This window comes from Burkholderia oklahomensis C6786 (genome assembly GCF_000959365.1).
Taxonomy (GTDB): domain Bacteria; phylum Pseudomonadota; class Gammaproteobacteria; order Burkholderiales; family Burkholderiaceae; genus Burkholderia; species Burkholderia oklahomensis.
In genome coordinates this window covers 229,636-252,272 of sequence record NZ_CP009556.1, presented here as the reverse complement: position 1 = coordinate 252,272, position 22,637 = coordinate 229,636, and the positions used below count along the sequence as shown (strand labels likewise).

Here is a 22,637-nt window from a genome sequence, read left to right as displayed (position 1 = left end):
TCGAGCTTCGTCGAGGGGCGCAGGCGCATCATTGCGACGCGCGATTCGTCCCGAGGGCCGCGGCGGATGGCCGCATCGCCCGCATCCGGGCGGGCGATTGTCCGAACAGCTTCGACGGCGGACGTTGCTTGCTCCCGAATGCCGGCGTCGCGATGCCGATGCGTGCGAAGCCGCTCGCGCAAGTCTCCGGCGCTGCGCGACTGCCGCGCTTGCCGGCCGCGTCATCGACTGGTTCCGACCAATCGCACGGTGCGGTATCGTGTCGTGCAGCGCGGTTTCATGGATGCTTCCGCCACGCCACGCGGCACCACGGCTTCCGCGCCTAGCCGCCCGCCTGCCCCTGCAAATGACGCGCGACCGAAGCGAGCTTTTCGCAAGTCTCCGTCCATTCGCGATCGGGCGTCGACAGCGGAACGAGCCCCGCACCGGCCTGCAGCCAGCAGCGTTCGCCGTCTCGATACACGGAGCGCAGCACGAGCGCGGCATCCATCGCGCCTTCGCTGTCGACGACGAATACGCAGCCGCTGTACAAGCCGCGCAAGCGCTGCTCGTGGCGTCGAATGCTGTCGAGCGCCTCGCGCTTAGGAATGCCCGAAGCGGTGACGGCGGGGAACAGCTTTTCGAATGCATGCCATGCGTGGCGGCCCGCCGCGAGTCGCCCGCGCACGCGCGACGCGAGATGCTGGACGGTGCCGCGCCGATAGACGCTCATGAATTCGCTGACGCCGAGCGTATCGGCGTCGCAGACCGACGACATTTCGTCCATCGCCAATTGCACCGACACCGCGTGTTCGGCGATTTCCTTCGCATCCCGCAGCAGTTCGCGCCGCAAACGCGCGTCTTCGGCGTCGTCGCCCGTCAATGCGCGCGTGCCGGCGAGCGGTTGCGTGCTGACGAAGCCGTCGGCGCTCACTTCGACCACGGTTTCGGGGCTGAAACCATATGCTTCGAAGTCGCCGTCGCGGAGCAGGAACGAGCGGGCCGGCGTGTTCGTCCGCCGGCCCGCGACGTAGCTCGACACCGTGTCGAGTGACGCCGGAACCTCGACCGCGCGCGACAGGATCACTTTCTGATACGCGTCGGCCTGCATTTCGCGCACCGCGGACGCGACCTGTTCCTTGTACGCGCGCGCGTCGCGGTCGCCGTCGATCGTTTCGAGACGCGCGCCGGGCTCGGCCTGCTGCGCGGCGTCTTGCGCGTCGACCAACTCGGCTAGCATCGCGAGCGCGCCGGGCTCCAGGCTGCGGATCAGCGCGCGGCCGCTCGACACGCGAATCTCGCTTTGCGGAATCGCGAGCCGCAGCAGCGGTTCGTCGCCGCGCGCGCCGTCGATGCCGTATGTCAGATGAGAAAACTCGAAATGGGCACGCCCGTATGCGCGCCACGCGTCGATCTGCACGTCCGCGAGCGCGTGTGCGATCCCGTCGCACGGCCGCGCGTCGCGCCAGCTTGCGCCGTCGCTGCGGCGCACCGTTCCGTCCGGCTCGACGATCACGCTCAGCGCCGAATCGATGCCGATGCTCCATTCGCTGCCGCGCTCGTAGAGCATGCAGTGCCGGCTCGGCAATGCGCGCATGATGCGCGATGCCAGATCCAGCGGGTCGCTTCGCACGCTCAGATGGCGTTCGACGTAGCGTCGCGCCGGGGCGGCATCGCGCGCCTTGGCGATCGCGATCAATCGTTGCTTGTCGATCTTGCCGACCGACGTCAACGGCCAATGCGCGGCGATTTCGATCTGATCCGGCAGCTTGAATTCGCTGAGCCCGCGTGCGCGCAGCGCCTGCTTGAGCGCCGCCGCATCGAGCGTGTCGCGTTGCGGACGCACGAATGCGCAGATGCGCTCGCCGAGCAGCGCGTCGGGAACCGCGACGACGGCCGAGTCCTGCACATCCGGCAACGCGTCGATCAGCAGCTCGATTTCCGCGGAGGAGATCTTTTCGCCGCTGCGATTGATCTGCTCTTTGATGCGCCCTTCGACGATCAGATTGCCGGCCGCGTCGCGGCGCACGAGATCGCCCGTGCGGTAGTAGCCGTCGTCCGTGAAGCTGCGCGCATTATGCTCCGGCGCGCGGTAGTAGCCGCGGATCGTATACGGCCCGCGAGTCAGCAGCTCGCCGACATCGCCGGCGGCGACGTCGCGGCCGTGCGCGTCGACGATGCGCACTTCGTCGCGCGGCGACAGCGGCCGCCCCTGCGTATGCGCGATCGTGTCGGGCGGATCGTCGAGCCGCGTGTAGCACAGCAGTCCTTCAGCCATCCCGAATACCTGTTGCAGACGGCAGCCGAGCACGTCGGGCAGGCGGCGCGCGAGCGCCGGGTCCAGCCGCGCGCCGCCGACCTGGACGAGCCGCAGGCTCGACAGGTCGCTGCGTTCCCATTCGCGCGCTTGCGCCCAGAGCTGTGCGAGCGGCGGCACGAGCGCGACGTGAGTGATCCGCTCGCGCGCGATCAGCGGCATCGCTTCGTCGCAGCTCGCCGTGTCGGACAGCACGACCGTGCCGCCGCTCGCGAGCGTGCCGAGTATGCCGGGGCATGCGAGCGTGAAGTTGTGCGCGGCCGGCAGCACCGCCAGATAGACGCTCGTATCGTCGAGCCCGCAGAGCGCGGCCGACGCGCTGAAGTTGTATGCGTAGTCGGCGTGCGTGCGCGGAATCAGCTTCGGCGTGCCGGTCGTGCCGCCCGACAGGAGCAGCAGCGCGACGTCATTCGGCGCCGGCGGCGTCAGTGCGCGCGGCGGCGCGTCGAGCGACGCGAGCGGCACGACGCGCTCGTCGGCATCGTCATCGTCGCGCCGGCCGGGCTCGCCGTCGATGACGATCCGGCGCAGCGACGGATGCGCGTCGAGCATGTCGACGGCGAGCGACCGGGCGTCGAGGCCGTCCATCCCGTCCGCGATGAAATAAGCGGTGGGCTCCGCGATGCGGCAGAGCGCGTCGATGTCGCGCGAGCGTTGGGTCGGCATCGCGAGTACGGGCACCACGCCGAGACGGAATAGCGCGAAGCAGACGGTGACGAACGCGATGCCGTTCGGCAACTGCACCATCGCACGGTCGCCGGGACGCAGGCCCAGCTCGTGCAGTGCGGCCGCGAGCCGATCGACCCGGCGATCGAGCGCGACGAACGGCACGCGTTCGCCGCCGGCGACGAGCGCGGTGCGCGTCGCATGGTCGGCCGCCCAGCGGCGCAAATGTTCGCCGAGCGGCAGCGCGTCGGACGAGATGTCGGGTTCGGTGGCCACGGCGTCGGCCGTTTCGTTCGGATTCGGATGAAGAAGAGTTTCCATGAGCATCTCTGAGGGTCATACACACGCGGAGGTCGACTCGAGCCGGCGCAGGAGCTGTTGCAGAAAGGCGCGCGGTCTGCGGGTCACGTAGAAGTGGTCGCCGGGCATCGCGATCGGTTCGTCCGCGCGACGCAGCCAGTCGCGCCACGCGGCGACTTCTTCCCGCGACGCTTCGATGTCGCGGCTGCCGTGGACGAGCAGCGTCGGCGTGTCGATGCGGCGCCGGTCGGCGCGCGGCATGCGGCGATAGGCTTCGGTGATCCGGAAGTCGGCGCGCAGCATCGGCAGGAAGATCGCGAGCAGCGACGGATCGGACAGCAGGGTGGCGTCGCTGCCGCCGATCTCGACGAGCTGATCGACGAACGCGCGGTCGTCGAGATGGCTGAGGAGGCGACGTCCTTTCAGGTGCGGCGCGTGGCAGCCGGACAGCACGAGCGCGAACGGCGGCGCGCCGCGCCGCTCGAGACGCTCGCAGGTCTCGAACGCCACTTGCGCGCCCATGCTGTGCCCGGCGAGGATCAGCTTGCCGGGCGACGCCTTCGCATCGGCCAGTTCGTCGGCGAGCTGATCGGCGAGCCGGCCGATGTCGTCCGCGCCCGGCTCGCGCATCCGGTGGTCGCGGCCCGGATAGATCGCGAGCGAGACGTCGATGCCGAAGTCGTCGACGTTGCGCCAATCGCGGAATGCGCTGCTGCTGCCGCCCGCGAACGGGCACATGACGAGCCGCCACGCGGCCGGCTCCGGCGACATGATCCACGGACGCAGCATCCGCCGCTCGTTCATGCCGCCACCTGTTCGTCGGGCGCGGCGTCGACGAGCGTGCGCGGGTCGATCGCCGGCGGCGGCGCGACGCGGCGCTCGCGCGCGGGGCCCGCGCATTGCAGTGTCTTTTGCCAGACGCGGGCGAGCGCGAGCTGATAGGCGGGATCGAACGCGGTGGGCGCCGCCGCGCCGTCGAGATGCCGGCGCAGCGCGTGCAGCACGTGCGCGACGCCCGCGGGGCCGTCGACTTCGAGCGCGTCGCGCCAGCTTGCCGGCGCGGGATGCAGCGGCAGGGCGGGCGGCCGATCGAGATGCGCGCTTTCGGCGCCCGTCGTCCGGTACGCGCTGCGATTGCCGTCGCGATGCCGCGGGTCGTATAGCGCGGCGGTCCAGACGACCGGGCCGTAGCTCGCGTCGAGCGACAGATAGCCGGAAGGCCAGCCGAGCGTGAGCTGATGCATCGCGAGGCTGTGCAGATCGGGATCGTCGGGATCGAGATAGGTCTGCAGACGCAGCGTCGCGCGGCAGCCGGGCAGACCGACTCGCAGCGCGTGGAACGCGGGATCGTCGTCGCCCGCGGCGTCGACCGTCGCGTCGACGGCGCCGCTCGCCTGCAGCAGCATATCGAGCGACGAGTAGAGCAACTGTCGGCTCGTCGCGAGATGCGCGAAGTGCGCGTGATCGCCGCCGAGCGCGCGCCGCACGCGCCGAGCGCGATCGATCCAGCAGCGGCCGGCCGGCGTGTGCGCATAGAAGCTGTTGACCCAATAGGCGCGCTCGCGTTGCGTGGCGAGCTGCTGCAGGCGGGCGACGTCGTCCGGATGCAGCGGATGCTCCTGCACGACGTGCGCGCCGCGTTCGAGGAATGCCTGCGCGAGCGACGTGCCGGCGCCGCCGACGACCGTCGAGCGGACGACCACGCATGCGATGTCGATGTCGCCGGGCACGTCGTCGATCGACGTGTAGAGCGGAATGCCGAACGCGTGAGCCAGTTGCCGCGCGCGCGGGCTGCCGTTCGCGAGGAGTCCCGCGAGCTCGAGCCCCGGCTGCGGCGCGAGGAACGCATTCAGATAGATTTCGCCGAATTTTGCGCCGGCGACGAGTACGCGCCTGTTGCGCGTGTTGAGAGGTTTCATGCGACTTTCTCCTGCGGGCGGCGATGGTTGTCGCGCCACTGCCGGAACAGGGCGGCGACGTTCTGTGCTCGTGCGTCGTCCATCACGAGCGTCCAATGGTCTGCGTCGAGCGTGTGGCGTTCCGCGTGCGCGTCCCAGCCCTGCCAGTCGAGTTCGGCCGGTTGCCAGCGGGACGGGCGGTGCGCGGCGGCGATCCACAGGCAGCGGATCGGCAGCGGGGCGGGCGCGTGGTGGCGCGCGAGCAGGCCGAGCAGGTCGCCGATGCGCGTCAGCCAGCGCTGCGCATCGGCGGCGCTCGTGCGCTCCGGCAGCAGCCCGGCCGTTTGCGCGGCGCGGGCGAAGCACGCGGTCTGCTCGTCGGCGTCGAGCTGTTCGAGGTCGTCGGGCAGCGGCACGACGGCGCGTCCTTGTGCAAGCAGACGCAGCAGCGACGCGCGATCGGCATGATCGAAATCGACGCGGCAGACGGGATCGAGCAGTGCGAGTTCGACCGTCTCGCCGCGCTCGTGCAGCAAGCGCGCGGCCTCGGCGGCGACGGATGCGCCATAGGACCACCCGATCAACGTATACGGCCCATGCGGCTGCAACGTGCGGATGGCTTGCACGTAGCGATCGGCGAGCGCGCCGAGATCGTCGGGCAGCGTCGCGTCCGTCACGCGCAAGCCGTGAACGCGGCAGTCCAGATGCCGCGCGAGCGGCACGTATGCGGCGAGCTCGCCGTCGGACGCGTGGAACATGAACACACGCGCCGGATCGCACCCTTCGGCGAGCGCCACCAGGCAGTCGCCCGCATCGGCTGCCGCTTCGGACGCGGGCGGCGCGTTCAGCGTCGCGCAGAACGCGCCGAGCGTCGGTTCGGCGAAGAGCGCCTGCAGACTCGCGCCGCGCATGCCGTCGCGATTGAGCTGCGCGATCATTCGCGTCGCGATCAGACTGTCGCCGCCGCATTGGAAGAAATCGCTGTCGCGATGAACCGGGCACTTCAGCAGCGCCTGCCACACCGCGCCGATGCGGCCTTCGAGCGCGGCTTGTGCTTCCGGATCGCGCGGCGGCGCAACGGGCGCGACAGGCCCAATCGACGAGTGCGACGCGCGAGCCGCGCGGCTCGACGCGCCTTCGTTCGATTCGTCGCGCTGCGCCACGTGGCGGTCCGCATGTCGATCGATGCGCTCGCATTGCCGGATGCGCACCGGCGGCAGCGCATCGCCGTAGCGTGCGTGCAGGCCGCGTTCGAGCACCCCGAGATCGAGCCGGCCGACGTGCGCCGCGCGTGCGAGCACCAGGTGTTGACGCAGCGGGCTGCACTTCTGCTCCGGCCACGCGAGTTCGACCGCGAAGCCCGCCTGCCCGAGCGCGTCGCGCCACGTCGGCAGATCGAGCATCGGCTTGTCGTCGGCCGTGCGGAAATCGTCGTAGCCGTTCAGGCCTTCGATGAAGCCGATGCTCGCCATCTGCAGCGCGCTGTCGCGCTCGGTCGCCTCGATCATCAACAGGCGGCCGCCCGGTCTCAGCAATTGCCCGAGGCGGCGCAGCGATCGCACGACGTCGCTCGCGTCGTGCAGTACGTTGACCGCGACGACGACGTCGTAGCCTGCTTCCGGATGCGTATCGAAATCGACGGGCGCGTTGATGTCGAAGCGCGCGTAGTCGAGCTTCGCGTGGCCGGCAAAGCGTTCGCGGGCGGCGTCGAGGAACAGCGTCGACACATCGGTGAAGCGGTAGCTGTGCAGCCGACCGTCGAGCGCCGGCACGAGGTGGCGCGTCGTCGCGGCGGTGCCGGCGCCGACTTCGAGCACACGCAGCCCGCCCGAACGCTCGCCGAGCGCGCGCGCGATCTGCGCGGCGCTGCGATTCAGGCAGTCGATCGCCGGATTGTCGCTGTACAGCGCGCGGGTGACCGCATCGTCGTCGTCGAACAGCAGCGCGAGCGGCGCTTGCGTGCCGTCGAACAGCGCATCGTGACGCGCGATGCACGTGTCCAGATAGGCACCGAGCGTGCGGCTCCAGCCGGCTTGCGGTAGCGCCTCGGCCGGATCGGGAACCGTATCGAGCGCACGTTCGCCGACGAACGCGTCGCCTTCGCGGCGTAGCCAGCCGCGCTCGGCCAGCGCGAGCAGCCATTGCCGCGCGAGCCGGCGATACTGCGGCCGCGCGCGCAGGCGCGACTGCACTTCGTCGAGATCGTGGCGTTGCCCGGCCTGCGCGAACAGGCCGTGGCGATGCAGCGTCCGGGCGATGCCGCGCAGCGCGCGTGCTTCGAGCCAGTGCCATGTCGCATCGATTTCCGTGAGCTGCGACGCGTCGAGCATCGGCAGCGGAGACGTCAGGGTCAGCGGCGCGTCGATCTCGGGCGGCGGCGCGACCCGCGCCCCGGCAGCCGACACGACGATGTCGAGCGCGCGACCGTCTTCGGCGAGCGTCGCGTCGGCATCGGATACGCCGTCCTGCGCGCGCAGCAGGTCTTCGATGTCGCGCAGATCCATGCACGCATCGTCGGCACGCAGCGGCCAGCGACGACGCGCGAAATCCGCCCATGCGCCGTCGTCGCGCAGCTTCGCGAGCCCGGGCTGCATCATCCGTTCCGGTTGCGCGGCGATTCCGCGCAGCAGGCATCGATAATCGTCGAACATCGCCTGCGCGGCGCCGTGTGCGAGCACGTCGTCCATGCAGTACCAACTGAACACGAGATCGCCGTCGACTTCCATCACCTGATGATCGAGCCAGACCTGCGGCGTCTGAGTGAACACGTGGACCGGCTCGCCGAACAGGCTCGTCATCGCCTGATCGATGCTCAGGCCGTCGAGCGACATCCCCAGCATGCTCGTGAACACGACCGGCATCAGCGGCCGGCGAGGATCGTGCGCGCGGCCGCGCGACAGCTCGCGCATCAGCTCGACGCCGTTGACCTGGCTGTGCGCGAGGCGCTGCCAGAGCCGTTCCTGCGTGCGCTCGATCGTGTCGCGCAGCGTCGGTGCGCCGTTCAGCGCGAAGTCGATCAGCAGCACCGACGTGAAATCGCCGATCAGTTGCGAGACCTGCGGATGATCGGGACGCCGATTGAAGAACGTCAGGTTCAGCGTGAAATCCGGATGCCGGCTCCAGCGTTCGAGCGTGTGGGCGAAGAGCGCGAGCAGCGCGGCCGACGGCGTCGCGCCCCAGCGCTGCCATTCGCGTTTGAGCTTGTCCCAGTCCGCGCGTTCGAGGCGCGCCTGATATGTGGTGAAGCGGGGCCGCGCGCGGCCGGCGCGTTCGGGGTCGAGCGGCAGCAAGGGCGCGGGCGGTAACTGGGGGAGCGTGCGTTGCCAGTAGCGCCACGATGCCTGCCAGTCGGGCGCGTCGCGGCGCGCCTGATCGGCGAGCACGTAGTCGCGGAACGTGATCTGCAGCGGTTCGAGCGCCGCGCCGCGATAGGCGCGCGCGAGGTCGTCCATCATCACCTTGAAGCTCTGCACGTCGAACAGCAGCAGGTCGAGGTTCATGTGGAGCCGGTAGCGCGCATCGTCGAGATCGGTCACGACGAGCTCGAACAGCGGCCAGCGGTCGGCGGGAAGCACACGGTACGACAGTTCGTCGCGGGTGTGTTCGAGCGCGCGCGCCTGTTCGTCGGCGGCGAGGCGCTTCAGATCGTGCCGCCGCGGCCGGTAGGCGGGCACGTCGCGCAGGATGCGCTGGCGGCCGTCTGAATCGACGATCATCCGCAGCATGTCGTGACGCGCGACGAGCGCGTTCCAGGCGGCCTCGAAGCGTGCGAGGTCGAACGTGTCGTGCCGCATGTCCCATTCGAACAGCACGTGACACGCGACGCCGCCGTAGGCGATCAGATCGGTGCGGCCGAGCCAGTACGCGTGCTGGATCGGCGTCAACGGGAACGGCTCGAAGCGGTTCGCGGGATCGTGGATGAGCGCGCCGGCGTCCGAAGCGGGCGCGCCGGCGTCGGCGGGCGCGGATTCGACAATCAGCCGGCCGATTCCGGCGACCGTCATGTCGCGATACGCGCGCTCGGCGTCGAGCTTGACGCCGAGCTGCGATTCGACCGCGCTCCGCAATTCGAGGAACAGCAGCGAATCGAGGCCGAGCTTCAGCAGATCGCGTTTCGGCGTGAGTTGAGCGAGATCGTCGAGCTTCAACTGCGCGGCGATGCGAGCCGTCAACCATTGGCAGACGGCATCGGCATCGCGCGGATCGGGGCGCGCGGCGGGGGGGGCCGCAGCGGTGGCCGCCGACGCCGAAGCGGCGGAGGAGGCCGCCGCCGGCGAGCGCACGAGCCGCGCGGATGGCGTATCGGCGCCAGCGTCGAATAGCGCGCGGCGGCCGGTGTCGAGGCGCTCGCGCTGCACGCGCATCGCGAGCCGGTATGGCGCGCCGCGCATCACGGCCTGTTCCAGATGCCACAGGCCTTCCGCGCTCGACAGCACGCCCATCCCGCTTTCCGCGAGCTTGTGTTGCAATGCGGGCTCGGCCGCGCGTCCGGCTTCGCCCCATGCGCCCCACGCGATGGAGATCACCGCCGGCGCTTCGCCGCTTGCGTGCGCTTCGGCGAGCCCGTCGAGATAGGCGCTCGCGAACGCGTGCGCGCCTTGTCCCGGCGCGCCGAGCGCGGCGGCCGCCGACGAATAGAAAAGCAGATAGCGCGCGTCGTGCGCGCCGAGCCAGTCGCGCAGCACGCGCGCCGCGTCGGCCTTCAGCGCAAGCACGGGCGCGATGCGTTCGGCGTCGAGCGTGGCGAGCGGCGCGTCGTCGAGGACGCCGGCCGCATGGATCGCGCCCGCGACGCCGCCATCCGCGTGCAGCGCTTGCAGCGCCGCTGTCAACTGCGCGGGCTCGGCGACGTCGCAACGCACCCAGCGCAATTCGCATGCATGATGCGCTTCGACTTCATGCTGGAACGCGGACCAGCCGTCATGAGCGCGAGGCGCGACGAGCGCGATGCGGCGCGCGCCGTGGCGCGCGAGCCAGCGCACGCTCAGTCGGCCGAGGCCGCCGAACGCGCCGGTGACGACGTGCCAGCGTTCGCTGGCGAGCGCGCCGGCGGGCAGCGCGGGCGCGACGTATGGTTCCGCCGCGAGCGATGGCGCATGCGCGCGGCCGTCGCGGACCGCGAGCCAGCGAGCGCCGCTGCCGAGCGTATCGAGCGCCGGCAGCAGATCGCGCCACGCAGCGGCCGGATGCAGGTCGATCGCGGCGAGCACGCGGTCCGGCCGTTCGGCGGCCGCGACGCGCAGCAGCCCCCAGGCGGCGCGATGCGCGGGGTCGACGAGATCGTCGGCGTGGACCTTCCATGCGCCGCGGGTCACCACGACGAGCGGCGCGCGGCTTGCATCGGACAGCGCGGCGAGCAACGCCGACGCGATCGCCTGTAGCGGCTTTTCATCCGGATCGAGCACGAACAATCGGCGATCCGCGTGCGGCGCGATCGGCACGCCCGCGTCGCGCAGCGCGTCGGCGAACGACGCCGACTCGGCGTGCAACGCGATGCCGTTCGCATTAGGCGACGCATCGGACACGGGCCGCCACTGCCAGCCGTAATGCGTATCGCGCGCAGGCAGCGGCGCGGGCAGGCCGCCTTCGGTGGAATCGGCGTCGAGCGGCCGCCACGCGCCGGTTTTGTCGCGCGCGTCGAGCGCGATCCGCGCCGCGTCGAACGGACTGGCGCACCAGCGCAGGCGCACGAGCGTCAGCCACGCAGGCGCGCGCTCGGGCGCGCGAATCGTCGGCGCCGTCCGGCCGCCGCCGTGGCGGCTCGCCAGTTCCGCGCCGCTGCGCGCGAGCCGTTGCTGCCAAGCCTCGCGCTGGCCCGCGCAATCGGACCAGTCGGCGAGATACACGCCATCGTCGGTGAGCGGCTGACCGAGCAGCGGATCGGCGTCGTCGGCGAGCCACGGCGCGACGCCCGACGAGCGGCCCGGCGCGGACGCGAGCACGATGTGCTCGCTGATGCCCGACGTCGGCGCGCCGTCGTCCGGCAGCCAGTCGATGCGCTCGAAGCCCGCCGCGATGCATTGTTCCTTCCAGCGCGCGGTCGACAGGAACAGCTCGCCGCCGCGCGCATCCTCGTCGTGCAGCGGCAGCACGAGCGGGCCGAATACGAAATCGAAGAGGCGCATCGGCCGCGTGATCTCGCGCATCAGCAGACGGCCGCCCGGCTTCAGCAGCGGCGCGAGGTTCGCGAGCGTGCGGCCGACGTGCTGCGTCGCATGGATCACGTTAGCCGCGACGATCAGGTCGTATGCGCCCGCTTCGAAGCCTTGCGCTTGCGCGTCTTTTTGCAGATCGAACACGCGATAATCGACGCATTCGTGAGCGGCGAATTTCTGCTCGGCGCGCCGCGTGAAGATCGGCGAGATGTCGGTGAAGTCGTAGCGGACGTTCGGCTCGCCGCCGAGTTCCGGCAGCAGCCACGCGGTCGTGCCGCCGGTGCCGCCGCCGACTTCGAGAATCCGGAACGGGCGGTGCCGGCGACGGTTCGTCTGCCGCTCGCGGACGAGCCCCGCGACGACGCCCGCGGCGATCTGGTTGAAATAGCGCCCGAAGCTGAATTCCTGATACAGCACTTCGACACCGCTCGACGCGCTGTCCGGGAAGATCACCGCGACCGGTTCGATGTCGCCGCTCATCATCGCGTGCAGGCTGTCTCCCGCGCGCGCGACGGTGTCGGCGATCACGTCGAAGCCTTCGCAGCAGTCGCGCAGGATGTGCAGCAGCGCGTCGCGTTCCGCGTGGGGCACCGCGAGCGCGGGCGCGTAGCGGTCGTCGTCGCGGCGGTAGTAGCCGTCTTCGACGCACGCATTCAAGAGCCGCACGAGCAACTGGCGATGGCGCGGCAGCAGACGGCCCGCGCGCAGGATGTCGAGCGCGGTCGCGCCCTCGTCGAAGCGCTCGCCGATGCAGCGGCGCACGAGTCGATCGACGTAGATCGCATGCAACTGCGTGACACAGTCGTAGAGTCGTTGCAGGCGCGGCAGATCGAGCGATGCGGCGGCAGCGGCCGCGACCCGGCGGCCTTCGGCGAGCGCCGGGTCGATATCGCCGCCGTGCGCCGCGGGCGGTGTGACGGCCGCCGGCCGCACATCGCGCCAATAGCGTTCGGCATCGAACGGATAGCGCGGCGCGTGCAGCTTGCGGCCGGACGAAGGCAGCACGTTCGCCCACGGCAGCGCGACACCCGCCGCATAGAGTTCGAGCGTCGCTTGCCGCGTTTGAGCGAGCGCGGGCTGCTGTCGGCGCGCGCTCGCGATCCAGCGCGCGCGTTGAGGCGACTCGCGCAGGCCGATCCCCGTCAGCTGCGCATCGGGCCCGAGTTCGAGAAACACGCCCGCGCCTTGTGCGATGGCGAGACGGACCGCGTCGGCGTAACGGACCGGTTCGCGCATGTGCCGGCGCCAATAGCCGTGCGCGTTGAGCCCATCCGCGTCGATCGGCTCGCCGAGCAGCGTCGACACGAGCTGCACGCGGCCGGGCGCCGCATGCAGCTGCGCGGCCGCGCGTTCGAACGCGTCGAGCACCGGATCGAGCAACGCCGAATGCGCGGCGCCCGGGACCGTGAGCCGCGCGTGGCGAATGTCTTTCGCGGCGAGCGCGGCGGCGAGCGCGTCGACTGCATCGCGACGGCCGGAGAACACGAGATGACGCCCGCCGTTATGCGCGGCGACGTCGACGCCGGCTTGCCCGGCGAGCGGCAGCAATTCGTCGGCGCATGCGAACGCGGCGAGCATCGCGCCCTCCGCGCAGCGCTGCATCAGCGCGCCGCGCAGCCGGACGAGCGGCATCGCCTGCTCGATCTCGTAGTGTCCGGCGACGACCGCGGCCGCGTATTCGCCGACCGAATGACCGATGACGATTTGCGGCTCGAGACCGAGTGCGTGCCAGTGCGCGGCCATCGCGAGTTCGAACGCGACGATCGCGGGTTGCGCGTAGTCCATCCGTTCGAGCAGATCGCCGCGCTCGCCGAACATCGCGTCGCGCAGCGGGACGTCGAGCTCGCCGTCGCAGGCCGCGAAGCAGCGGTCGAGGCACGCGGCGAACGCGGGCGATTGCCGATAGAGCGCCTGTCCCATGCCGGGCCAGTGCGAGCCCTGGCCCGTGAAAAGCCAGACCATTTGCCCGGCTTCGCCGCTGCCGCGATGGACGAGCGCATCGTCTTCGCCCAGCGCGAATGCGTCGAGCGCCGCGACGGTCTCTTCGCAGAACGGCACCGCGAGCCGGTGCGGCAGGTCGAGCTGCCGCCCGCGCAGCGCGGTGTGGAGCAAGTCGCGCGCGCTCGCATGCCGCAGCGCGTCCGCGTAGCCGCGCGCGAGGCGTTGCAGCGCCGGCTCGCTCGCCGCGCTCAGCAGTAGCGCCGCGCCCGCGTCCGGCTGCGCACGGTCGTCGCCGCCGGCCGCCGCGCGCAACGCGTCCGGCAGCGACGCGACGACCACATGGCAGTTCGTGCCGCCGATGCCGAACGACGACACGCCCGCGACGCGCGATGCGTCGTCCCAGGGCTGCGCTTCGGTGGGCACGTAAAACGGGCTGTCGTCGAGGCCGAGCGCCGGATTCGGCTTGCGGAAGTGCAGGCTCGGCGGAATCGCGCGCCGCTCGACGGCGAGCACGGCTTTCAGGAGGCTCGCGATGCCGGCCGCCGTATCGAGATGCCCGATGTTGCTCTTGACCGAGCCGAGCGCGCAGCGCGGCCCTTCGCCCGCCCGATGAAAGACGCCGCGTAGCGCTTCGAGCTCGATCGGATCGCCGAGCGGCGTGCCGGTGCCGTGCGCCTCGACGAGGCCGATCTGCGTGCTGTCGACGCCCGCGAGCATCAGCGCGTCGCGGATCGCATCGCGCTGTCCGGCCGCCGACGGCGCGGTGTAGCCGACTTTGCGGTCGCCGTCGTTGTTGATCGCGCTGCCGAGCAGCACCGCGATGACGGGATCGCCGTCGCGCAGCGCGTCGCCGAGCCGCCGCAGCACGACCGCGCCGACGCCGTTGCCGGCGAACGTGCCTTGCGCGTCGGCGTCGAACGGCCGGCAGCGGCCGTCCGGCGAGAAGATCATGCCCGGCTGATGCAGATAGCCTGCGTGCTGCGGAAACGATACGGCCGCACCGCCCGCGACGGCCATGTCGCATTCGCCGGCGCGCAGGCTTTCGCAAGCCAGGTGCGCCGCGACGAGCGAGCTCGAGCACGCGGTCTGCACGGCGAGCGCTGGTCCGCGCAGGTTCAGCTTGTACGCGACGCGCGTCGCGACATAGTCCTTGTCGTTGCCCATCAGCGATTGCAGGCCCTTGACCTGCGCGACTTCGGCGATCCGCAGCGGCTCCCTGCCCGGATACGTGCTGATGCGCGCGGACCCGAACACGCCGGTGCGGTGCGGGACGTCGCGCGGCGCGTAGCCCGCGTGCTCGAGCGCGTGCCAGACGATCTGCAGGAAGAGGCGCTGCTGCGGGTCGATCGATTCGGCTTCCTGACGGGAATAGCCGAACAGCGCGGCATCGAACGCGTCGGCGTCGCGCACGACGGTGCCGACGTTGACGAAGTTCGGCGCGTCGATCGTCGCGGCGTCGAGACCCGCGTCGAGCAACGCCTGCCGCGTGAAGCGGCGGCTGCATTCGGTGCCGGCGAGCAGGTTGTGCCAGAACGCGTCGCTGTCGTCCGCTTCCGGGAAGCGGCATGCGTGGCCGATCACGGCGATCGGCTCGCCGTTCGGGTAATGCGTCGCGAGCAGCGCGTCGAGGTTCGCGGCCGGGCGAGCGGACGAAGTGGCTTTATCCATGACTGGTTTCGAGAGAGGGTTCGCGGGCGGCGGGAGAAAGCGCGGGCGTGGCCGGCCGCGCGAGCCGGCGACACAGCCGGATCGCGGGCCACAGGCTGGCGACGGCCAGCGCGGCGAGCAAAGCGAGCACCGGGCGATAGCCGACGGCGTGGCTGATGCGCAGGACGGCCATCGACATCAGCATGGCGACGGCCATGTCGGTCGACTGGAACAGCGCGTAGTCGGATGCCGGCTGGTGAGGGCGGGTGAGTCCCATCAGCACGTTGTAGAGCGTGACGAAGCCGATCGCCGCCGCGACGTTGACGAAGCCGAACGCGAGCGTCCATTCGCGTATGCCGAAGCGGGGATAGCCGATGGCGAGCACGCCCGCGAGCAGCGGGAACGACAGCATGACGGGCAGCACGCACCGCCACGCGCCGAAACGGCGCATGGCCCAGCCGCCGAGCGCGATGCCGACGCCGCTCGCGGCCGTGCTGTAGATCGTGACGACTTCGCCGAGCGCGCTCAGGCCGAGCCCCGCATCGACGAGCAGCACGGTCTGCAGCGCCATCAGCCCGCGCATCGCGACGAGGTAGATCGCGGTCAGCGCGAGCGCGGGCCCGATCCCGCGCAGATCGCGCCAGCGCAGGCGCGGACGCGCCGAGCCGACGGGTGCGGCCTGCATCGGCTGCCGGATCAGCAGCGACGGAATCAGCAGCAGCAGCGACAGCGCGGCGATGCCCGCGAAGCCGTAGCGCCAGCCGGCGCGCTCGGCGATCGCGAGGAACACGAACGAACCGAGCGGAATCCCCAGATAGCTGCCGCCGACTTGCGCGACGTTCGCGAACGGGCGGCTGCGGGCGTCGGTCGTGCAGATCGCGATGCCGTTCGCGTAGATGCCGTGGCTCGCGGACAGCAGCGACAGCAGCGTCAGCGACACGACGATCGTGCCCGCCGCGTGCGTCGGCGGCAGCAAGCCGATGCACGCGATGAGAGCCGCCATGCCGAGTTGCAGCAGCACGAGACTGCCCTGATAGCGGTTGCCGCGCAGCGGCAACGCGTGACGCTCGCACCACGGCGCCCACAGGAATTTGCCGACCCAGGGCAGCATCGCGAGCGACAGCCAGCTCAGTTGAGCGAGGTCGGCGCCCGCGTGCCGGAAGTAGCCGACGACGCCCTGCATCGTCAGCGCGCTGACCATGCCCTGGTGCGCGTAGTACGACCAGTACGGCAGATAGCGCTTCATGCGGTGGCTCCTCGCCGACGCTGCAACTTTGCTCTGCGCTGGTCGAGGAGCGCGCGCCGGTTCGCATCGTCGGCCTGGGCCGGCGCGTGCGCGCCGCCGAGATGCGCGGCGAGCGCGTGCGGCGACGCATGCGTGAAGAGATCCGTCACCGCGAGCGACGCATAGCCTGCGTGCCGAAGCTCGACGTGCCATTGAACGAGTTCGAGCGACGACGCGCCGGCTTCGAAGAAGCTCTGTCGCGCGGCGATCGGCAGGCCGAGCGTCTGTTCGAAATGCTGGCGCAGCCGGCCGACGAGCGCGGCATCGACCGGCTGCGCGTCGTCGCGAAGCGCGGTGATCGGCGCCGCGGGCGCGGCGGTGGCGGAGCCGACCGCGCGCTCGTCGCGCATCGTCCGCGCGCCGGCCTGGCCGACACGCGGCACGAGGACGTCAAGCGGTAGCCGCCACGCCGATGCGTCGGTCGCGAGCCGCTGCAGCAGCGCGACGTACTGATCGAACATCGCGCGCAACCGATCGGGCTCGAACAGCGCTTCGACCGCATCCCAGTTGAAGCGCAGCTCGCCTTCCGATTCGTAGACCTGGTGATCGAGCCATACCTGCGGCGTCTGCGAGATGCCCGAGCGCGGTTCGAGCCACGACGCGTCGGCGAGGAAGCGGTCGTGATCGAAGCCGAGCGCGCTCGTGAACACGACCGGCATCTCGGCGGCGGCCCGGCCGTGCCGTTGCGCGAGCTGACGCATCACCCAGAGCGCCGACACGTCGCGGTGCGCGAGGTCTTGCCACAGCCGCTGCTGCAGCCGCTGCGCGCTCGCGAGCCAGTCATTCGCGGGCTGCCACGCGAGCAACAGCAGCGACGTGAAGTCGCCGAGCACCCGCTCGATCTGCGGATGCACCGGCTGCCGATCGAACAGCGTCAGGTTCACGCACAGCTCGCGCTGCGCGCTCCACGCGGACAGCACGGCCGAATATGCGGCGAGCAGCAGGGCCGACGGCGTCAGGCTCGCCGCGCCGGCGTGCGCTTTCAACGCGTGCCATTGCGCACGCGGCAGGCGCGCCGACAGCCGCACGAAGCGCGGCGTCCCGATTTCCGCGGGCGTGCGGCGAAGCGGCAGTTGCGGCGCGGAGGGCAGGCCGTCGAGCCGGCGCTGCCAGTAGGCGAGCGACGCTTCGCTGGCGCGCCGGCCGGCGACGTGCGTCACGTAATCGCGAAAGCCGATGTCGAGCGGTGGCAGCGCGCGATCGGGCGTGACATACAACTGCTCGAGCTCGGCGAGCAGGATCTGCATGCTGAGACCGTCGAGCATCAGATTGTCGAGACACACGTAGAGCCGGCTGCGCTCGCCGCCGTCTTCGGCCGCTTGCACGTCGAACACGGGCCAGCGCGCGGGATCGAGGACCTGATGCGCGAGCCGCTCGCGCAGCGCGGTGGCGTCGGGACCGTCGAGGCTCGCGACGCGATGGCGCGTCAACGCGAACGGCGGCACTTCGGCGAGCACCTGCTGCCGGCCGTCGCGGATGACCGCGCGCAGCATGTCATGCCGCCCGATCAGGCGGTTCCACGCCGCTTCGAAATGCAGGACGTCGAGCCGCTCGACTTCGAATTCGACGAAGAAGTGCGAGCCGACGCCGCCCAGCGCGAAGCCGGCCTGGCGGCCGACCAGATACGCCTGCTGGACGTCGGTGAGCGGGAACGGCTGGAAGCGCGACGCGGCGTCGGGCCGCAGCGTGTCCGCTGCCGGCTCGATGCGCGGGCGCAGCGTCGCGGCGAAGGCGGCGAGCGTCGGGTAGTCGAACAGATCGCCGAGCCGCGCCGTGTAGCCCGCCCGATCGAGTTCGCCGATCAGGCGCGTCGCGAGCAGGCTGTCGCCGCCGAGCTGCAGGAAGTGGCTGTGCCGATGCACCGCATCGACTTGCAGCAGGCGTTGCCACAGCACGGCGACGGCCGTTTCGGCGTCGCCCTGCGGCGCTTGCCGCGCGGCGTCGGTGTCGGCATCGGCGACAGCGGCGGCGGCGGCGGGCGCGCAGCGGGCCAGCAGCGCCTTGTGGTCGATCTTGCCGTTCGCGGTGAGCGGCAGGGCGTCGATGAAGTAGAGCCGCTGCGGCAGCATGTAAGACGGCAGGTGCGCAGCGAGCGCCGCGCTCAGCTTTCGCGGATCGGGCGTGCGCACGATGGCGGGCGCGCGCAGCACGAAGCGCCGGTGCGCGCCGACGTCGTCCGACTGCTCGCACGCGAGCGCGCGATCGTCGAATGCGCGTCGCCAGTCTTCCGCGCGACGCAGGCTGTGCTGCGCGGCAGCGCCGCCCGCGAGCAGGTCGGCGCTGACGAGCGCGAGCGCCGACGCATCGCGCAGCTCGGTCACATAGACGAGCGCCGACGGCGCGGCCAGCTCGACGAGTGCGTCGAGCGCCGCATCGTCGAGGCGGTGCAGCGCGTTGTTGGCCCAGACCACGTCGGCGCCGTGCGCGAGATCGTTCAGCGACGCGGGGTCCGCGCGCCGCGCTTGCGCATGCGGGAACGCGGCGATGCGCGCCTGCGCGCGCAGCACCATGTCCTGCGACGCGTCGACGGCCGTGTAGGCCAGCCGTTGCGCGTCGAGGCGGCGCAGCAGCGCTTCGCCGAACAGGCCGCTGCGCGCGCCGATCTCGACGAGCCGTGCGGGCCGCCCGAGCGAGCGGGATAGCGCCGCGACCGCGGTGGCGAGCGCATCGATCGCTTGCCCGGCGCCATCGCTGCGCAGCAGCAGCGATTCCGGCGACCAGAACGGATGGTCGAGCAGCGTGTGCGCCGGGCGCAGCCCGCGCAGGATCGCGCCGAGCGCGTCGTGGTGAGCGAGCAGCGCGTCGGCGGTCGTGAAGAGCGGATCGTCGGCGCGCGGCCGGCGGCGCGCGTGGTCGTAGCGCGGGCCGCGGCGATACGTGCCGTCCCGTTCGGCGAGGCGGCCGTGCGCGGCCAGCAGCGCGAGCCAGCGCGCGAACAGCGCACGCCACGCCGGCTGCGCGCGATAGCACGCGAGCGCAGCGTCGACGTCGAGCGGCGCGTCGAAGGTCACGCCTTCGCGTTGCAGATGGTCGTGCAGGAAATCGGCGACGAGACGTTCGATGGCCGCGTCGGACTTCGCGATGGCGTCGGCGTCGGCGTCGCGGCTGGCGTCCGCGATTGCGCTCGCGTTGCCGATGGCGTCGATGGCGCGGCCGGCGTGCGCATCCACGTCCGTGTCCGGATCGGCTTCCCGAGCGGCGCCGCATCCGTCCGTGGGCGCGACCAGCGCGCGAAAGTCGGACGGCCATGCCGGATCCGCCCGCCGTTCGTCGAACAGCGCGTCGCACGACGGCACGACGAACGCCACAAGCGATTTGTCGCGTTCGCCGACCGCGAGCGCGATGCCGGTCTTGACGCCGTCGATGCGATTGAGCGCCGCGTCGATCTCGCCGAGCTCGATCCGGTAGCCGCCGATCTTCACCTGCTTGTCGCGCCGGCCGAGAAACTCGAGTGTGCCGTCGGGCCAGTAGCAGCCGTGATCGCCCGTCCGATACCAGCGGCCGCTCGCGTCGTCGACGAATTGCCGCGCGGTGCGTTCGGCGTCGTTGAAGTAGCCGAGCGCGATGCCTTCGCCGCCGATCCACAGCTCGCCCGGCACCCAGTCCGGGCAATCGCGGCCGCGCTCGTCGACGACGCGATAGCGCTGGTTCGCGAGCGGATAGCCATAAGGGATCGAGCGCCATGGCGGCGGCACGTCGCCGACGTCGTAAGCGTTCGACCAGATCGACGCCTCGGTCGCGCCGCCCATGGCGACGAGCTCGCCGTCCGCGCGAAACGCGCGGTAGCGCGCAGGCAGATCCAGACCGATCCAGTCGCCGGACAACATCGCGACGCGCAGCGTCGACGGCGCGCAAAGCTCGAAGCCTTCGGCGTACGTGACGAGCATGTCGAACAGCGCGGGCACGCTGTTCCATACGGTCACGCGATGGCGGTCGAGCAGTTCGCACCAGACGGCCGGATCGCGCCGCTGCGCTTCGTCGACCAGCACGAGCGCGCCGCCCGCCGCGAGCACGCCGAAGATGTCGTAGACCGACAGATCGAAGTGCAGCGCCGACAGCGCGAGCACGCGATCGTCGGGGCCGACGCGGTAGCGCCGATTCAGCTCCGCGCACGTGTTGAGCGCGCCGCGATGCGAGATCACGACGCCCTTCGGCGTGCCGGTCGAGCCGGACGTGTAGATCACGTACGCCGGGGTGCGCGGATCGACCGCGACGGGATCGCGCAGCGCGTCGGCCGCGACGGCGTCCTGCCACGCGAGATAGCGTGCCGGATCGTCCGACGCCGCGATCGCCGCCGGATCGTCGCGGCAGACGAGCACCCGCTTCACGCGAGCGTCGTCGTAGATCTTGCGGCGGCGTTCTTCCGGCTGGTCGAGCGGCACGGGGACGTAGACCGCGCCCGCGTGCAACACGCCGAGCACCGCGACGATCTGCCCGATGCCCTTCGACATGCTGACGGCGACCGTGTCGCCCGCTCCCACGCCGCGCGCCGCGAGCGCGCCCGCGCAGCGGCGCGCCTGTTCGGCGAGCGTCGCGTAGCTGATCCGCGCGTCGCGATGGATCAGCGCGACGGCGTCGGGCGTGCGCCCGGCCACGTGGAAGAAGCCGTCGTGCAGGCAACCGTCCGGCACCGGCCGCGCGGTGTCGTTGACGCGCGCGCGGACCGTGCGCTGTGCGTCGGGCATCGGATCGGGCAGCGGCTTGCGCCAGGCGCTGGCGTCACGCACGAGATGCCGCACGAGCGCGACGTACGCATCGAACAGCGCATCGACGAGGCTTGCCGGAAAGAGCGCGTCGACGCTGTCCCACTGCAGCCATACCGACGCGTCGTGTTCGAACGCGAGATGGTCGATCCATACTTGCGGCGTTTGCGAGATGCCCCACGCGGGCTCGCCGAGCGCGGCGGCGGTGTCGCGGCCGTACAGCGGGCGGCCGAGATTGCTCGTGAACACGACGGGCACGCCGTGCGGATGACGTTGTTCCTTGCGCAGCTCGCGCAGCAGCTCGACGCCCGACCAGTGGCGATGCTCGTATGCGTCGGCGAACGTTGCCTGGTTCGCGCGCGCGAGCGCGTCGAACGGCGCGCCTTCGGCGGCGAGGTCGATTAGCAGGATGTTCGTGAAGTCGGCGATCATCCGCTCGACGGCCGGATCGAGCGGCTGTCGATCGAACAGCGTCAGGTTCAGCAGCAGGCGCGGCTCGCCGCTCCAGCGCGCGAGCACCGCGCCGAAGCACGTCGCGAGCGCCATCGTCGGCGTGACGCCGCACGCGCTCGCCTGCGCCTTGAACGCGCGCCAGTCGGCCTCGCCGAGCGCCGCGCGGCGGCGGCTGAAGCGCACCGGCGCGACGCGCTCGGGCTCCTGGGCGAGCGGCAGACGCGGCGCGGCCGGCAGTTCGGGCAGCTTCGCGCGCCAGTAACGCTGCGCCGTTTCGCGCGCGGCCGCGCTGTCGTGCTGCAGATGCGCGACGTAGCTGCGAAAGTCGTAATTGCTGCCGATGTCCGGCAACGCGCGGCCGCCGACGAGCGCCGCGAGTTCGTCGAACACCAGCGTGAAGCTCGCCGCGTCAAGCACGAGCAGATCGAGGTCGACGTGCAGGCGATGCCGCCCGCCGGGAAGCAGCGACAACTGGAAGTCGAACGTCTCGCCGTGCTCGACGTCGAGCACGCGATGGCCGAGGCGTTCGCGCAATGCGGCGAGCGCCTGCTCGCGCTCCGCGTCGCCGCAGGCGCGCAAATCGTGCACGGCGACGCCGGGCCAGCTCGAACCCGCACGCCATTGCTGGCGGCCGTCCGCGCGGAACGCGACGCTCAGCATCGGATGGCGCGCGATCAGCGCGCGGACGGCGGATTCCAGCCTGTCCGGCGTGAGCCCCGCGCCGTCGAACTCCTGATACAGATGGCAGCCGATGCCGCCGAGCGGCTGCTGCGCGGAGCGGCCGACGAGATACGCGTGCTGGACGGGCGTGAGCGCGAACGCTTCGCCGTCGCGCATCGTCGGCCATGCCTGCGGCGCGGCGGGCCGCTCGGCGACGCGCGCGGGGCTGCGCCGCATCAGCGCGAGCCAGCCGGCGAGCGTCGGCTCGCGGTACAGCTCGCGCAGCGTCAGCGTATGGCCGCGCGAGCGCAGCCGGTTCAGCCACGCCATCAGGCGCATCGAGTCGAGACCCAGTTGCAGCAGGTTGGCGTCGGCGTCGAGTCGTTCGGGATCGACGGACAGATCGGCGGCAAGCTCGCCGCGCAGCGATGCGCCGTCGAGCGCGATGCAGTCGGCTTCGACGGCTGGATCGGGGGCGAGGCTCGTATGAAGGTCGGACATGAATGTAGATCTCGAGTCGGTTGTGATGCGAAACCCAGAACGCAAAGACACCCCGTCGACGCGCGCGCCCCGCCCGCTTGCGGGCGATGGCGCGATGCGTCGTGCGGTCGTCGGTCATCGGATGAGTGGCGG

At 71.1% G+C, this 22,637-nt stretch carries 6 protein-coding genes; all 6 read right to left on the bottom strand.

The features are described from left to right. Positions 1-322: 322 nt before the first annotated feature. The 6 genes from BG90_RS19205 to BG90_RS19180 are packed head-to-tail and all read right to left on the bottom strand — an operon-like array spanning position 323 to position 22,505. Positions 323-3,283: a salicylate synthase gene (locus tag BG90_RS19205; protein ID WP_010117774.1), complete on the bottom strand. Its 2,961-nt coding sequence runs from the start codon at positions 3,281-3,283 to the stop codon at positions 323-325. 15 nt (positions 3,284-3,298) lie between these two features. After that, positions 3,299-4,066 carry a thioesterase II family protein gene (locus BG90_RS19200; protein ID WP_010112298.1) on the bottom strand — a complete coding sequence of 256 codons (768 nt, stop codon included), beginning with the start codon at positions 4,064-4,066 and terminating at the stop codon, positions 3,299-3,301. Continuing rightward, on the bottom strand, positions 4,063-5,181 hold the full coding sequence (locus BG90_RS19195; protein ID WP_010112299.1) for a thiazolinyl imide reductase: 1,119 nt from the start codon (positions 5,179-5,181) through the stop codon (positions 4,063-4,065). The genes BG90_RS19200 and BG90_RS19195 overlap by 4 nt, the downstream gene beginning before the upstream one ends. Continuing rightward, positions 5,178-14,924, bottom strand: a complete 9,747-nt coding sequence (locus BG90_RS19190) for a type I polyketide synthase (protein WP_045568357.1) — start codon at positions 14,922-14,924, stop codon at positions 5,178-5,180. The genes BG90_RS19195 and BG90_RS19190 overlap by 4 nt, the downstream gene beginning before the upstream one ends. Beyond that, positions 14,917-16,149, bottom strand: a complete 1,233-nt coding sequence (locus tag BG90_RS19185) for an MFS transporter (protein ID WP_010117776.1) — start codon at positions 16,147-16,149, stop codon at positions 14,917-14,919. The genes BG90_RS19190 and BG90_RS19185 overlap by 8 nt, the downstream gene beginning before the upstream one ends. Then, positions 16,146-22,505 (bottom strand): non-ribosomal peptide synthetase, encoded by a 6,360-nt coding sequence (locus BG90_RS19180; RefSeq protein ID WP_010117778.1) that lies wholly within the window; start codon positions 22,503-22,505, stop codon positions 16,146-16,148. The genes BG90_RS19185 and BG90_RS19180 overlap by 4 nt, the downstream gene beginning before the upstream one ends. Positions 22,506-22,637 lie beyond the last annotated feature (132 nt).